Annotated in this window: 14 protein-coding genes; 8 read left to right on the top strand and 6 right to left on the bottom strand. The window is 61.4% G+C overall.

Translation table 11 applies throughout. The features are described 5' to 3' along the window. Window positions 1-25: 25 nt before the first annotated feature. From catA to BCF11_RS11280, 3 genes are read right to left on the bottom strand one after another with little or no spacing between them, the layout of a single operon-like run. Window positions 26-937 carry a catechol 1,2-dioxygenase gene (gene catA, locus BCF11_RS11290; RefSeq protein WP_098494827.1) on the bottom strand — a complete coding sequence of 304 codons (912 nt, stop codon included), beginning with the start codon at window positions 935-937 and terminating at the stop codon, window positions 26-28. Between the two features lie 35 nt (window positions 938-972). Then, window positions 973-1,263, bottom strand: a complete 291-nt coding sequence (gene catC / locus BCF11_RS11285; RefSeq protein WP_098494826.1) for a muconolactone Delta-isomerase — start codon at window positions 1,261-1,263, stop codon at window positions 973-975. A 19-nt stretch (window positions 1,264-1,282) separates the two neighbouring features. Further along, window positions 1,283-2,440, bottom strand: coding sequence for a muconate/chloromuconate family cycloisomerase (locus BCF11_RS11280; protein ID WP_304441861.1), 1,158 nt, complete (start codon window positions 2,438-2,440; stop codon window positions 1,283-1,285). Window positions 2,441-2,697: 257 nt separating this feature from the next. On the opposite strand from BCF11_RS11280, the gene andAc reads away from it, so the two are divergent. From andAc to andAb, 3 genes are read left to right on the top strand one after another with little or no spacing between them, the layout of a single operon-like run. Next, the gene (andAc, locus tag BCF11_RS11275; protein ID WP_098494825.1) at window positions 2,698-3,963 is read left to right on the top strand and encodes an anthranilate 1,2-dioxygenase large subunit AndAc; all 1,266 of its coding nucleotides are present in this window, start codon (window positions 2,698-2,700) and stop codon (window positions 3,961-3,963) included. A 3-nt stretch (window positions 3,964-3,966) separates the two neighbouring features. Continuing rightward, on the top strand, window positions 3,967-4,449 hold the full coding sequence (andAd, locus tag BCF11_RS11270) for an anthranilate 1,2-dioxygenase small subunit AndAd (protein WP_098494824.1): 483 nt from the start codon (window positions 3,967-3,969) through the stop codon (window positions 4,447-4,449). A 7-nt stretch (window positions 4,450-4,456) separates the two neighbouring features. Further along, window positions 4,457-5,539: an anthranilate 1,2-dioxygenase ferredoxin subunit AndAb gene (andAb, locus tag BCF11_RS11265; protein ID WP_098494823.1), complete on the top strand. Its 1,083-nt coding sequence runs from the start codon at window positions 4,457-4,459 to the stop codon at window positions 5,537-5,539. A 2-nt stretch (window positions 5,540-5,541) separates the two neighbouring features. Here andAb and BCF11_RS11260 read toward each other — a convergent pair whose 3' ends face one another. Continuing rightward, entirely contained in the window at window positions 5,542-6,153 is a 612-nt protein-coding gene (locus BCF11_RS11260; RefSeq protein WP_098494822.1) for an NAD(P)-dependent oxidoreductase, read from the bottom strand. Window positions 6,154-6,285: 132 nt separating this feature from the next. On the opposite strand from BCF11_RS11260, the gene BCF11_RS11255 reads away from it, so the two are divergent. Continuing rightward, entirely contained in the window at window positions 6,286-6,708 is a 423-nt protein-coding gene (locus BCF11_RS11255; protein WP_098497447.1) for a helix-turn-helix domain-containing protein, read from the top strand. Here the strand turns inward: BCF11_RS11255 and cqsA are convergent. Further along, entirely contained in the window at window positions 6,698-7,948 is a 1,251-nt protein-coding gene (gene cqsA, locus BCF11_RS11250) for an alpha-hydroxyketone-type quorum-sensing autoinducer synthase (RefSeq protein WP_098494821.1), read from the bottom strand. The two genes, BCF11_RS11255 and cqsA, sit on opposite strands and share 11 nt — an antisense overlap. 162 nt (window positions 7,949-8,110) lie before the next feature. Between cqsA and BCF11_RS11245 the strand changes: the two genes are divergently transcribed. From BCF11_RS11245 to BCF11_RS11230, 4 genes are all read left to right on the top strand, one after another. Further along, window positions 8,111-9,430, top strand: a complete 1,320-nt coding sequence (locus tag BCF11_RS11245) for a sensor histidine kinase KdpD (RefSeq protein WP_098494820.1) — start codon at window positions 8,111-8,113, stop codon at window positions 9,428-9,430. A 53-nt stretch (window positions 9,431-9,483) separates the two neighbouring features. Beyond that, the gene (locus BCF11_RS11240) at window positions 9,484-10,497 is read left to right on the top strand and encodes a response regulator (RefSeq protein WP_098497446.1); all 1,014 of its coding nucleotides are present in this window, start codon (window positions 9,484-9,486) and stop codon (window positions 10,495-10,497) included. 14 nt (window positions 10,498-10,511) lie between these two features. Beyond that, window positions 10,512-11,249 carry a LuxR family transcriptional regulator gene (locus BCF11_RS11235; protein WP_098494819.1) on the top strand — a complete coding sequence of 246 codons (738 nt, stop codon included), beginning with the start codon at window positions 10,512-10,514 and terminating at the stop codon, window positions 11,247-11,249. A gap of 104 nt (window positions 11,250-11,353) precedes the next feature. Then, complete coding sequence (locus tag BCF11_RS11230) at window positions 11,354-12,553, top strand: MFS transporter (protein WP_098494818.1); 1,200 nt, start codon at window positions 11,354-11,356, stop codon at window positions 12,551-12,553. Window positions 12,554-12,584: 31 nt separating this feature from the next. Here BCF11_RS11230 and BCF11_RS11225 read toward each other — a convergent pair whose 3' ends face one another. Continuing rightward, on the bottom strand, window positions 12,585-13,574 hold the full coding sequence (locus BCF11_RS11225; protein WP_098494817.1) for an alginate lyase family protein: 990 nt from the start codon (window positions 13,572-13,574) through the stop codon (window positions 12,585-12,587). Window positions 13,575-13,625 lie beyond the last annotated feature (51 nt).

The following is a 13,625-nucleotide window of genomic DNA, read 5'->3' as shown; positions in this document are numbered from 1 at the left end:
AACCATCGCCAGCTTCCCCGCGTCCTCATGCACTGGCGCGCGGCCGTGCAATATCGGCGTGCGGCAACGCCTGCTGCTCCGCATGCAAAGTGAAATTGAAATCAATCGAAGCAAACGGCACATTCACCTGATGCGCATCCAGCGTCGCCGGATCGGTGGCGCGCACCAGTTTCGGCACCAGGCCTTCGCGGGTGGCGAAGGCGAAGTCGTCCCACAGGTAGGGATCGCCGTCGATGTTGATTTGCGTGGTCAGCTTGCGGTGGCCCGTGGCGGACACAAAGAAATGAATATGCGCCGGCCGCGTTCCGTGGCGTCCCAGTTGCTTGAGGATCTGGTCGGTGGCGCCGTTCGGCGGCACGCTATAGCCGATCGGCAGCACGCTGCGGAAACGATAGCGGCCCTGGGCGTCGGTGCGGATGCTGCGGCGCAGATTGAAGTCCTGCTGGCTCTTGTCAAAATAGGAGTAATGGCCCAGGTGATTCGCATGCCACACCTCCACCAGCGCGCCGGCCAGCGGCTTGCCGTCGTCCGCCAGCACCTGGCCTTGCATGAACAGCACTTCGCCTGGTTCGCCGTCATGGTCGAGCCTGGCCTCGCCCAGCGTCTCCGGCGCACCGGCCACATACAAGGGGCCTTCGATGGTGCGCGGCGTGCCGCCGACGATGCCGGCTTTTGCTTCCGCTTCATCCATGCGCAAATCGAGAAAATGCTCGAAGCCGAGGCCGGCGGCGATCAGGCCGTATTCGCCGGAACGGCCGGCTTCGGTCAGGTAATTGACCGCGGCCCAGAATTCTTCCGGCTGCACGTCCAGATCCTCTATCGCATAAAACAGATCCTGCACGATGCGATTCACGATCACCTTGGTGCGGGGGTTGCCGGCAGCAGTTTCCGTGCCTTGGATTTTTTTCAATACGGCGTCTATGGTGTTCTTGTCCATGGGGTCTCCTCGATGGTTGGGCTTAGTCTATTAGATTAGCGGTCGTCCGCGCGGATCGCCGACGGATGGCGGCACAGCGCTTCCACTTCTACCTGCATGTATGGAAACAAGGGCAAGGATGTCAGCAGATCATGCAGCTCAGTCGAATTGTCGACATCGAAGATGCTGATGTTTGCATACTGGCCGACCACGCGCCACAAATGCCGCCACTTGCCTGAACGCTGCAGTTCCTGCGCCAGTTCGCGCTCCGTTTTTTTCAGTTCGTCGGCTGTCGATTTGGGCATGGCCGGCGGCAGCTGGACAGTCATCCTGACCTTGAATAGCATATCTTCTCCTGTGATCACATCATTGCATTGCAAATACCGCGGCGGCCTTCTTGTCGCGCCGTAAAAAATCCAGACGCTCTTCGTCGAGCGCGATGCCCAGGCCCGGCGCCGCCGGCAATTGCAGGCAGAAATCCTGGTAGACCAGCGGCGCCTGCAGGATTTCTTCGGTTAGCAGCAGTGGGCCGAACAGCTCGGTGCCCCATGCCAGCTGCGGAAATCCGGCGAACAGCTGGGCCGATGCCATGGTGCCGATGGCGCCTTCCAGCATGGTGCCGCCATACAGGCCGATATGCGCCGCTGCGGCGATCGCCGCCACCTGCTGAGCGCCGGTGAGGCCGCCTGACTGGGTGATCTTGACCGCGAAGACGTCGACCGCATGCAGCCGCGCCAGCGCCATCGCGTCCAGCGGGCCATGCAAGGCTTCGTCCGCCATCAAGGGCATGCTGCACTTTGCCCGCAGCTGGCGCAGGCCTGCGTGATTCCTGGCCGCTATCGGCTGCTCCACCAGGTCGACCCCGGCATCCTGCAGCAGCGCCATGCCCAATAGCGCATCGGTCTCGCTCCACGCCTGGTTGACATCGACGCGGACGCTGGCGCGCTCGCCGAGCGCACGCTTGATGGCTGCCACATGGGCGGCATCTTCGCGCACCGGGCGCAAGCCGATCTTCAGCTTGAAAATATTGTGGCGGCGCAGATCCAGCATCTTTTCGGCTTCCGCGATATCCCTTGCGGTATCGCCGCTGGCGAGGGTCCATGCCACCGGCAGGGAATCGCGGACGCGGCCGCCGAACAACGCGCTGAGCGGCACGCCCAGCCGCTGCGCCTGGGCATCGCAGAGCGCCGTTTCAAGCGCGCATTTGGCGAAACGGTTGCCCTGCACGTTTTTCGCCACCAGCGCCATCAGCAAGGCGACCTGGCTGGCGTCGCGGCCGAGCAGCAGGGGTGCGATATAGGTATCGATATTGATCTTGATACTTTCCGGGCTCTCGCCGCCATAAGCCAGGCCGCCGATAGTGGTGGCCTCGCCCCAGCCGACGATGCCGTCGCTGCTGGCCAGCCGCAGCAGCACCAGGGTCTGGCGGTGCATGGTGGCGACCGACAGGCGGTGCGGCCTGATGGTCGGCACGTCGAGCAGCATGACTTCTATATTTTCAATCACGGCATTCATCTTCGGCATCTCAAGTTGTTTGCCATATCTTATGGAGCTGGCGCAGGCGTTGTCCAAGACCGTTTTTGGCAGGCGCCATACCTTTCCGGTATATCGCCCAAAAGCCGGCAATGTCGCAACGACAAGCAGTTGCCAGGCTTTGCAAGAAACGGATAGTGGGAATCCGTAATCTTGCAAGCAACGGATATTTTCCGGCCCGGCACTTGCCTACCATGGAGAGAGAGACAAGCACCATTGGTGTCGTGAAAATACGGAAGGAACCTCTGATGAATGAAACAACTGCACAATCCGGCTACGTCCCGCTGGTCCGGTTTCCGGTCAACGACGGCTCGCGCACCCCTTACAAGGTATTCAGTTCGCAAGAAGTCTACGACCTGGAACAGGAACGGATTTTCCGCGGTCCGGTCTGGAGCTTCCTCGCGCTGGAAGCGGAGATTCCCAACAACGGCGACTTCAAGAGCACTTTCGTCGGCGACACCCCGGTGGTGGTCACCCGCACCGAGGACGGCGCGCTGGCGGCGTGGGTCAACAAGTGCGCGCACCGCGGCGCCATGGTGTGCCGCACGCCGCGCGGCAACGCCAGCTCGCACAGCTGCGCTTATCACCAGTGGAGTTTCGACAGCCGCGGCAACCTGCTGGGAGTGCCGTTCCGCCGCGGCCAAAAAGGCATGAGCGGCATGCCCAAGGATTTCGATCCGAAATGCCATGGCTTACGCCAGCTGCGCGTGGACAGCTACCGCGGCTTGGTGTTCGCCACCTTCAGCGCAACCGTGGAGCCGCTGGCGGACTATATCGGCGCCGAAATGCGGCCCTGGCTGGACCGCATTTTCCACAAACCCATCGTCTACCTGGGCTGCACCCGCCAGTATTCGAAATCCAACTGGAAGCTGTATCTGGAAAATGTGAAGGATCCTTATCACGCCAGCCTGCTGCATCTGTTCCACACCACTTTCAATATTTTCCGGGTCGGCATGAAGGCGCGTTCGCTGGCGGACAAGCGGCATGGCTTGCACAGCATTATCACCGCCACCAAGAGTGAAGTCGAAACTGCCGACGCCTACAAGCAACAGGCGATCCGCTCTTTCGATGAGGGCTTCACGCTGGAAGACGATTCCGTTCTTGGGCAGATCAAGGAATACGAGGAAATGACTACCAATCATATCCAGCCGATCTTTCCGCAGCTGGTGGTGCAGCAGATCCACAACACGCTGGTAGCGCGCCAGCTGCTACCGAAAGGACCGAAAAATTTCGAACTGATCTTCCACTTCTTCGGCTATGCCGACGATACCCCGGAACTGCGCGCCTTGCGCATCAAACAGGCCAACCTGGTGGGTCCGGCCGGCTACATTTCGATGGAAGACACCGAGGCCACCGAGCTGGTGCAGCGCGGCACGGTGCGCGATCCGGACGACTGCTCCGTGATGGAAATGGCGAAGGACAATCCCGAGCAGGAAGACACGCTGATCACCGAAGGCCTGATCCGCCGGTTCTGGCTCGGCTATCAAAAACTGATGGGTTTTGCAGAGGCTTAAGGGATGACCAATATGACCGATATGACATTGTGGTTCGAGCTGCACCAGCTGCAGGAAGCGTATGTGCATGCGCTCGACAACGACCGCCTGGAAGAGTGGCCGGAATTCTTCACCGAAGACTGCCTCTACGAAATCATCCCGCGCGAAAATGCCGATGCCGGCCTGCCGGTCGGCATCATCTATTGCGACAGCAAACGCATGTTGCGTGATCGCGTCCTGTCTTTGCGCCATGCCAACATCTACGAAGCGCATAGCTACCGCCACATGACTTCCGGCTTGATGATCAAAGCCATCGATGCCGATACCGCCGAGACCGAATCCAGCTACCTGGTGATACAAACCCTGCAGGACGGCGAATCGACCGTGTACCAGGCCGGCCGCTATATCGACCGCGTGGTCAGGACCGCGGCCGGCTGGCGCTACGCCAAAAAGCGCGTGGTATACGACACGCTACGCGTAGCGACCTTGCTGGCAACCCCGATCTGAGGCAGCCATGAGCGACTGGCACGATATCGGCACGGCCGACGATTTCAATGAAGGCGAGGCGTTGGCGGTGATCGCCGGCGGCCAGCCGGTGGCGGTATTCCGGCTCGGCGAAGATTTATTTGCGCTGAGGGATTTATGCACGCACGGCAACGCGCGACTGTCCGATGGCTACATCGAGGACGGCTGCATCGAATGTCCGCTGCACCAGGGCCTGTTCGACATCAGGAGCGGCGCCCCGCGCTGCCTGCCGGTGACCGAAGCGGTGCGCAGCTTTCCGGTGCGGATCGTGACGGGACGGGTGGAAGTTGAAGTGAGCGACACAAAGACACTTCCGCACGAAGCAGCCATTCAGCATAGGGATATGGTGGTCGAGAGGCTCGAACGGGCGGCCGCGGACGTAGCGATCATCCGGCTGCGCAACAGCAGCGGCGCGCCGCTGGACTATATCGCCGGCCAGTACCTCGATATATTGCTGGCCGACGGCCAGCGCCGCAGCTACTCGATGGCGACGCCGGCCGGCGCCGATGTGCTGGAACTGCATGTGCGGCATCTGCCGGGAGGCTTGTTCAGCGACCGTGTATTCGCTGGCCTGCAAGTCGGCGAGCGCTTGCAGATCGAAGGTCCGTGCGGCAGCTTCTTCCTCCGCGACGGCAGCCAGCCGGTGATTCTGCTGGCCAGCGGCACCGGCTTTGCGCCGATCAAGGCGCTGCTGGAAGACGCGATCCGCAGCGGCAGCACGCGCAGCATGTGCCTGTACTGGGGCGGCCGCAAACAGTCCGATCTGTATCTGGATGCCTTGTGCCGCAACTGGGCCGAAACCCTGCCCTGGTTCCGCTACATACCGGTATTGTCGGAGCCAGAGGCCGGCGGCGGCTGGCCTGGCCGCAGCGGCTTCGTCCATCTGGCGGTAATGCAGGACTATCCCGACCTGTCGCGGCACCAGGTGTATGCCTGTGGCGCGCCGGTGGTGGTGGAGGCAGCGCGGCGCGATTTTGCCGCCGGCTGCGGCTTGCCCGCTGCGCAGTTTTTTGCCGATGCCTTCCTGTCGAAAGCGGACAGCGTCAGCGCCGGACACGCCGGCAACCGGTAAAATCAGTAAGCCACGGTAAAACGCTGGCGCAGATGCTTGGGCTGCTCGATTTCATCCAGCATGGCGATGGCATAGTCTTCCATCGAAATGTGGCTCTTGCCCTGCCCGTCCGCCATCAGCTGGTTCTGGCCGACGCGGAATTTGCCGGTGCGTTCGCCCGGCGCGAACATGGCCGGCGGCGACATGAAGGTCCATTCAACCTCGGTTTCCGCCCGCAGGTCGTCCAGGAATTTCTTGCCTGGCACCGCTTCCACCTTGTACTGGGCAGGGAAGTCCGGACTGTCCAGCAAGATCACGCCGGGCGCCGTTTCCAGGCTGGCGGCGCCGCCTACCACCAGCAGGCGCTTGACGCCGCCGCTCTTGACGCCTTGCAGCAGGGTTGCCGCGTCCAGCGAACTGAACTTGGCCGAGCTGACCACGACATCATGGCCGCGGATCAGTTCCGCCAGCTGCGCTGGCTGGGCAGCGTCGCCCTGGCGCAGCGCGACGCCGGCCGGTGCTTTGCTCTGGTCGGCGGAGCGGGCGATGCCGGTCACGCTGTGGCCGCGGCGCAGCGCTTCGGCGGCGATACGTGAGCCGGCGTTGCCGGTAGCGCCAATGATGGCAATCTTCATAATGATTTCCTTTATTTAAGTTGTGACCGCAAAGTCGTGACTGTGCTGTGCGGCCGTGGTAGTTATTTAAAGTAACCAGTATAATTATTTGAAACTTATACGCAAGAAGGCACTTTGATGAACGATAGGAACATGCTGGTAACCACCCTCACCTCCGCTCCGGCGCGCGGCCGCGGCCGGCCAAGCGCACGCGAAGACCTGCCCTGCCCGATCCGCGACGTGCTGGACCGTATCGGCGATGCCTGGAGTGTGCTGGTGCTCACTACGCTGGAACCGGGCCCGGAACGGTTCAATCAATTGCGGCGCCAGGTGGAAGGAATTTCGCAGCGGATGCTGACGGTGACTTTGCGCCATCTGGAACGCGACGGCCTGGTGTCGCGCACGGTGATTCCGAGCACGCCGCCGCAGGTGGAATACGCGCTGACCGACATGGGGCGCTCGCTATGCCTGCCGCTCAAGGTGCTGGCAGATTGGGCCGGCAGCCATCAGCCGGTGATACGGGGCGCGCGCCGGCAATACGATAGCGCCGGCGCCGCCAGTTCAGCTAACGGCTGATCGCGGCTGCAGCCAAGCGGCGGCTGGAAGACCAGCCGGCCAGGTCCACTTTTTCACGAATCGCCGCACAGGCTTGCAGGATCTGCCTGATTTCCACTTCGGTCAGACCGGAGTTGAGCGTCAGCCTGACCAGCGAGCGGTTTTTAGGCGTCGCCGGAGCGCAAAACACCGCGCCGAAAATCCCCTCCGCCTCCAGCGCCTTGCGCAAGATCTGCGTCTTCGGCTCGGTTCCGGCTTCCAGCGCAATAATCTGCTCGCTGCCGTCGCTGACGTTGTAACCTAATGCGCTCAAGCCGTCACGCACCACGCGCGCATTGCGATGCAAAGCCAGGCGGCGGTCATCCGCATGGCGGATGAAATCCAGCGCGGCGTCGAACCAGGCCAGTTCATGCCCCAGCATGCAGGAACTGAAAATCGCCGGCCGCGACGTCGACAAGAAATAGCCTTTGAATTTGCTGGAGCAGGTAATGAATCCGGCGCGCCCGCCAAACGCCTTGGCCAGCGAGGCGGTACGAAAGTGGACCCGTTCAGACAAACCCATCTGCATGACCAGGCCGGCTCCTTCAGGCCCGTGGGTGCCAAGCGAATGCGACTCATCTACCACCAGGATGCTGCCGCTGTCTTCGGCAATAGCCAGCACTTCCTCCAACGGACAGACGCTGCCCGAGGTGCTGTAGACGGCGTCGACCACGATCACGCCGGCGCCGTGCTTGAGCACCTGCCGCCGCAGATGTTCGATATCGTTGTGCAAGAACGGCACCGGCCGCGCCTGCGCGGCATGCACCCCTTCCCATAAGGAAGCGTGCGCCTGCATGTCCAGGTAGACCGCAACGCCGGGCGCGGCAATGGTTTGCAGCAGGCCGACATTAGCGCTCCAGCCGGACTGCGTGATCAAGCCGTCTTCCGCTCCCATGAACGCCGCCAGCTTCTTTTCCAGGCGCGGCTGGGCGCTGCCCTCGCGCATGAATACCGTCGACATCAGCAGGTCCGCTTCGCCGCGCATGAGGCAGGCGACCTGTGCCTTGATCAGCTGCGCTTCCGCCGCGATGCATAAATAATCGTTGCTGGATAAGTAAATCGCGTTCGGCCCGGACGGACTCCAGTGCAGTATGTGTTCGCCGCCCCACAATTTTTCCACGCGATCTATGTAATACTCATCCAGCCGGGTCGATACGAAGGCTGGCAAGCGCTGCTCTGCAGCCAAAACTAAAGGTTCGTGGTAGCTTTCTGTTAATGGCATGATTTTCTCCCTATACTTTCAGATGAAATACCAAACAGAGCCGCCATGTCCCTGTCTGGAACGCGGAATCAGGTTATGCAATTGGACTTAGAACATCGGCAACTTACCGTCGCCTTGCAACAGCGTCATACAAAATCCAATCAGCCACATATCTGATACATCATGATTGAAAACATTAGCAGCTGGAAAAGCAAGCGCTGGCGCGCCTGGGAACGTGCTGCAAGCCGCTGGTGGCTGAGCATCAACACCCAGTTCAACGATATGGCCAATCGCGTGGCGATCCTGGCCTGGGTTGCCGTGATCGGCATGCCGCTGTATTACGTGATCTGGTCGTACTGGTTTCCGCAGCCGTATGAAAACCTCGGTCTGCGCATGTTTTGCGTCGCCCTGTGCGCGCCGATTATTTTCATCCGCCATCTGCGCCAGAGAAAATGGCTGGCGGTGTATTTTTTTGTTTGCCTGACTTACGGGCTGCCGTTTTTTTTCACCTTCATGTTTCTCATGAATGACGGTTCAGCGGTCTGGGGCCAGTCATTGCTGATCGGGCTGATTCTCCTGTTTCACTTCGATACTACGCTGGCTTTCCTTTCCTATCTTGTCGGCACCCTGGTGGCTTATGTCATTTATGCAACGCTACACGGCAGCATCATGCCGCTGAGCGCCCAGATGCTGGAACAATTGCCGATCCAGGTCTTTGCCATCTTCACGGTATCGCTGGCCAAGGTGGGCAGAAAGGTGCTGGCTCAGGAAAAGCTGGCCGGCATGGCAACCGCCCTGGCGACGGTATCGCACGAATTGCGCACGCCTTTGCGCAGCATCAACGCCAACGCCCGCGGCCTGAGCCGGCTGCTGCAGGAAAACGCCGTGCCGCTGGCAGCCAGCGGGGTGCCGATAGAAAAGGCGCTGGCGCGCATCGAGTTTGAAGTGCGGCACATGAACAATGTGATCGACCTGTTCCTGCTGAGCGCTTCCACCGGCAAGGAGAATCTGATTCCAAAGGATATCGTGTCGATGGCGGCGGCGGTCGAACTGATGATGCAGCGCTATCCTTTCGTCAATCAGGAACAGCGCGACCTGGTTGCCATCACGGTCCGCTCCGATTTCCGTTTGCTGGGCCAGAGCGAGCTGTGCTCGATGGTCCTGATCAACCTGCTGCGCAATGCGCTGACTTCGATCCAGCGCGTCGGCAAGGGCCGCATACGGATCGTGCTGGACGGCGCGCGGGCCCGGCCCAGGCTGCTGTTCATCGATACCGGCAGCGGCATCGAAGCCGGCCGCATGTCGCAGATATTCGAACGTTTCTACGCCTATCCAGAGCACAACGGCACCGGCATCGGACTGGCTTTTTGCCGCGATGTGCTGAATGCCTGGGGCGCCCGCATACGGGTGATTTCGCGGCCGCTGGCCTACACCGTTTTTGTGCTGGAATTTCCGCCGGTAGTGCAACAAAAAGCAGCAGATGTGCGCTCTCTGTTAAATTAGCAGTCTTATCTAATCAAGCGCATATGCCGTAATTGCGCCTGCAACGCACCGCCATGAATATTTCATTACCTGTTTATCAACATCCGACGCTGACGATCCTGATCGACGACAGCCAGAGCTTCCTGGACAGCCTGGCTTTCCAGTTGCCGCCGCATATGGCGCGCAAGGTCTTCCATGATACCCAGGCCGCCCTGGACTGGCTGCGCGACGCCTATCGCCATTCACCCAGCAAAAGCCAGTCGATCCGCGTCAACTACGACGAACAGACCTATTCCTTCGACCGCCGCACGGTCGCGGTCGATATCGACCAGATCTACCGGCAGTCGATGAACCGCCGCCGCTTCATGCTGCCGTCGGTACTTGTGATCGATTATGCAATGCCGCAGATGAACGGCCTGGCGTTCTGCCAGGCGGTGCAGGACCTGCCCTGCAAAAAGATCCTGTTTACCGGCCAGGCCGACGAAAAAATCGCCATCGAGGCGTTCAACCGGGGTCTGATCGACCGCTTCATCAAGAAAAGCGACCACGACGCCCTCGATCATCTGGAAATGGAAATCCGCGCCCTGCAGAAGGAATTCTTCCACGCTCAGTCGCTGACGCTGAAAGACCTGCTGTCGCGCCATTCCTACACCTTCCTGTCGGATCCGGCGCTGGAGGCGCTGGTGGAACAACTTTGCAAGCGGCACGGCTTTGTCGAGTATTATCTGTTCCCTAACCCGACCGGCATCCTGTTCTTCGACATCCAGGGCAAGGCGACGCTGATGGTGGTGGAAACCGAAGCCAGCCTGATGTCGCAGCTGGAGGTGGCGCAAGACTATGGCGCGCCGCTGGAACTGCTGACCGGCTTGCGGGAAATGCGGCTGGTGCCCTTCTTTTCCGACACCGGCGGCATGTACACCGACGCCTTGCGCCATGATTGGATATCATATTGCCTGCCGGCGCAGATTTGTTTTGGCGCGCAAGACTATTATTGGGCCTTGTTTGATTTCCCGGCGCACTATCTGCGCGAATCGTTTTATTCATTCGCGGAATTTTTACGTGATCAATCCGCTGACGTTAAATCCTAACCGAAGATAAATCCATGCTGCGAAGCGAAACCGCTCCTCGATTATCCGCCCCCGATCTGCTGCTGATCGCGCAAGCTCCTGACTGGGATCAGTTGCGGGCGCGCAGCCAGCGCCTGCTGGCGCAGCTCGGCATCTGCGACTTCATGCTGAAGATGGATGTCACCGGCGCCAACGGCGCCTCGGTGGTGCAGATGTTCGGCACCCTGCCCGGCGCCACCCTGCAGCTGTTCACCCAGCCCACGGACGACAAGACCGATCCGGTCCAGCAGCACCTGGCGCGTTCCTGCCTGCCGCTCAGCTGGCAGGTCGAGCAGCTGTGCCTGCTGCATGGCGGCCAGATCTATCCACTCTTGAAAACCATGGGCATCACCCATGGCATAAGCCTGGCGCTGCATACCAAGCAGTCGTTCAACCGCCTCGATTTTTACAGCAACGCGGCGCCGTCGACGGCGCCGCCGGCCGGCAGCCAGGCCGACACCCTGCTGCTCGGCCTGTATCTGCAGGAAGCCGCCGAAACGCTATGGCGCAAATCCACCCCGAATCAGGAATCGCTGTTGTCGGCGCGTGAACTGGAATGCCTGCGCTGGAGCGCCGACGGCAAGACCAGCAGCGAGATCGGCCTGATCCTGGGCATTTCCCAGCGCACCGTGTATTTCCACATGAAGAACGTAGCGATGAAGCTGGGCGTCTACAGCACCCGCCACGCCATCAGCCGCGCGGTCATGATGGGCATCATCAAACCCAATAATTGATTTGATTTTCAACTAGCAAGCGCGTACCGGCATTCCGCATTGATGGCCCCGCCATCGACTGTTTCCTGCTGCAGCCAGCTGCAAAACTTTAAACGGAACTGTCCATGGATCGTCGTATCTATCTGCTGGCGCTGACGGCTTTCATTGCCGGCCTCGATGAAAACCTGGTCGGCGGCATCCTGCCCTTGCTGGCGCACGACCTGGCGGTATCGGTCAGCGTCGCCGGCCAGCTGACCAGCATCTTTTCCCTCTCCTTTGCCCTGTGTGCAGCACTGCTGCTGTCGCTGACGGCCCGCATTGAAAGGCGCACCCTGCTGCAGGCGGCGCTGGCGATTTTCGCGCTCAGCAACCTCGCGGCCGCGCTAGCGCCCAACTATGCCAGCCTGTTTGTCCTGCGCATCGCGTCGGCCGCCAGCTGTTCGCTGATCGTGGTCCTGTGCACCACCTTCGCCTCCGCGCTGGTGACCCCCAGCCACCGCGGCCGCGCCATCGGCGTCATCTTCATGGGCATCAGCGCCTCGCTGGTGCTGGGCATCCCGTTCGGCATCCTGCTCAGCGACCGGCTCGGCTGGCGCCTGCCGTTTGCCGCCATGGCGCTGCTGGCCGCCGCGCTGATCTTCTGGCTGCAAGCCAGGCTGCCGCGGATGACCGCGCCGCAACCCTTGCCGCTGCGACGCTACTGGCAGCAGCTGGCGGTTCCCAGCCTGGCTTTGGCGCAGCTGGTGTCGATCCTGATGATCGCCGGGCATTTCACCTTGTTTGCCTACCTGGCGCCCTACCTCGGCGCCACGTTCGGCCTGCACGGCGACAGCCTGAGCCTGATGTATGCGCTGTTCGGCGTCTCAGCGGTGAGCGGCGGCTATCTCGGCGGCTGGCTATCGGATCGCCTCGGCGCGCGCCGCACCGTATGGCTGGTGCCGGCGCTGTTCACGCTGGTGCTGGCCAGCCTGCCGCTGTTTGCCGGATCGTTCTGGCTGTTCTTGCCGGCGATGATGTTATGGAGCAGTTTGAGCTGGAGCATTTCGCCCACCGTGCAGAGCTACCTGATCAGCTCGGCGCCAGCGGCCAGCGAAGTGAATATCGGCCTCAATACTTCCGCCATGCACCTCGGCGTGGCGCTGGGCGCCGCCTGCGGCGGCCTGGTGATTGCCTGGCGGTCGCTGGTCTGGACTCCGCTGGTGGGCGCAGCGGTGTCCGCCGCCGCGCTGTCATGCGCGCTGGCGTCTCTCTATTTCAGCCGCGGCTGCGGTCTGCATGCAAACACCTCAGCTGGGTCAGGCCAGCTGACGCAGCCGGCCGAATAGGAAGCTGCGCTTTCCCGCTGGCGCCTGCAGCTCAGGGCCGCTCGAAGAAATGTTTTTCGGCCAGCACGCTGAGATTGCCGCCCAGCTGTGCGTAGCGGAATGGCGCCTGCTCCATCAATGCCTGCGACGGCGCCGTCAGTTCCGGCGCGATTTCACGATAGAACACGATCCAGCCCAGGATTCCGCCTTTCGGTATTTCCTGTGCCGCGCCGGTTTTCTGCACGAACCAGGCCGGATCGGCGATACCGTCCAGCACCAGACGCGCCAGCCTTTGCAGGCGGCCGTGGCGGCGCTGGTACCAGTTATCGTGATTCATGCGCGACAGCTCAGCCATCATGACCAGCGGCGCCAGCGCATAGTTGTGATAAGCCAGTGCGCGGCCTGCGCGATTCAGCTCAAGCGGCAGGCTACCGTCGTCGCCGATGTCGTTCAGCGCGCTGTCGTAGATCTTGCTGGCGGCGTCGATATAGCGCGCATCGCCGGTAGCGACGCCGGTCGCCATCACCGCCAAGCCGACCCAGTAATAGTGATTATTGCGCGCCCGCTTGGCGTCGCTGACATACGCCAGCGCGGCGTCCGCCAGCCGCGGCAGCCAGCTCTCGATATGCAGACGTTGCGCCGGCTCGGCCAGCGGCCGCAATTTGATATACGCAAGCGCCACGCCGGCCAGCGTCCATTTGCGTTCGTACTGCGCCTGGCTGCTGCTGACCTTGCCCAGCATCGCGCCATCCACCGCCCAGCGGTCGAGCCAGCGCAAGGCGCACTCGGCGGCTGCGGTATCGCCGCTGGCGATGTAACGGTCGGCATTGGCGCTGACTGTCGCCAGGTAGTCGCTGAACGGCTTGACCGCGGCTTCGTTGCGGGCTTTCAGCACCGGATCGACGATGGAGTAATGCGCATCCGAGTAATAGCCGTTGGCCTCGATATTGCGCAGGCCGGCAGGCGCGTCGGGACAGGCAGCGAAGGCGCTGCTGCCGTACAGGCAAAGCGGCAGGATAAACGGGAGTAATCGACGCGGCATGCGGCTCTCTCAAAAGGTATATGGAAACAGGTGAACAGGCGATCTAGCCTG

This window comes from Collimonas sp. PA-H2, from assembly GCF_002564105.1.
Taxonomy (GTDB): domain Bacteria; phylum Pseudomonadota; class Gammaproteobacteria; order Burkholderiales; family Burkholderiaceae_D; genus Collimonas.
This window is presented reverse-complemented; position numbering and strand designations above follow the sequence as displayed.

Coding starts and splice junctions, on each gene's coding strand:
- andAb (WP_098494823.1), top strand. CDS start 4,457: ATGAGCGACTGGCACGATATCGGCACGGCCGACGATTTCAATGAAGGC.
- cqsA (WP_098494821.1), bottom strand. CDS start 7,948: ATGCCATTAACAGAAAGCTACCACGAACCTTTAGTTTTGGCTGCAGAG.
- BCF11_RS11235 (WP_098494819.1), top strand. CDS start 10,512: ATGCTGCGAAGCGAAACCGCTCCTCGATTATCCGCCCCCGATCTGCTG.
- BCF11_RS11240 (WP_098497446.1), top strand. CDS start 9,484: ATGAATATTTCATTACCTGTTTATCAACATCCGACGCTGACGATCCTG.
- catA (WP_098494827.1), bottom strand. CDS start 937: ATGGACAAGAACACCATAGACGCCGTATTGAAAAAAATCCAAGGCACG.
- BCF11_RS11280 (WP_304441861.1), bottom strand. CDS start 2,440: ATGCCGAAGATGAATGCCGTGATTGAAAATATAGAAGTCATGCTGCTC.
- andAc (WP_098494825.1), top strand. CDS start 2,698: ATGAATGAAACAACTGCACAATCCGGCTACGTCCCGCTGGTCCGGTTT.
- BCF11_RS11260 (WP_098494822.1), bottom strand. CDS start 6,153: ATGAAGATTGCCATCATTGGCGCTACCGGCAACGCCGGCTCACGTATC.
- catC (WP_098494826.1), bottom strand. CDS start 1,263: ATGCTATTCAAGGTCAGGATGACTGTCCAGCTGCCGCCGGCCATGCCC.
- BCF11_RS11255 (WP_098497447.1), top strand. CDS start 6,286: ATGCTGGTAACCACCCTCACCTCCGCTCCGGCGCGCGGCCGCGGCCGG.
- BCF11_RS11230 (WP_098494818.1), top strand. CDS start 11,354: ATGGATCGTCGTATCTATCTGCTGGCGCTGACGGCTTTCATTGCCGGC.
- BCF11_RS11245 (WP_098494820.1), top strand. CDS start 8,111: ATGATTGAAAACATTAGCAGCTGGAAAAGCAAGCGCTGGCGCGCCTGG.
- BCF11_RS11225 (WP_098494817.1), bottom strand. CDS start 13,574: ATGCCGCGTCGATTACTCCCGTTTATCCTGCCGCTTTGCCTGTACGGC.
- andAd (WP_098494824.1), top strand. CDS start 3,967: ATGACCAATATGACCGATATGACATTGTGGTTCGAGCTGCACCAGCTG.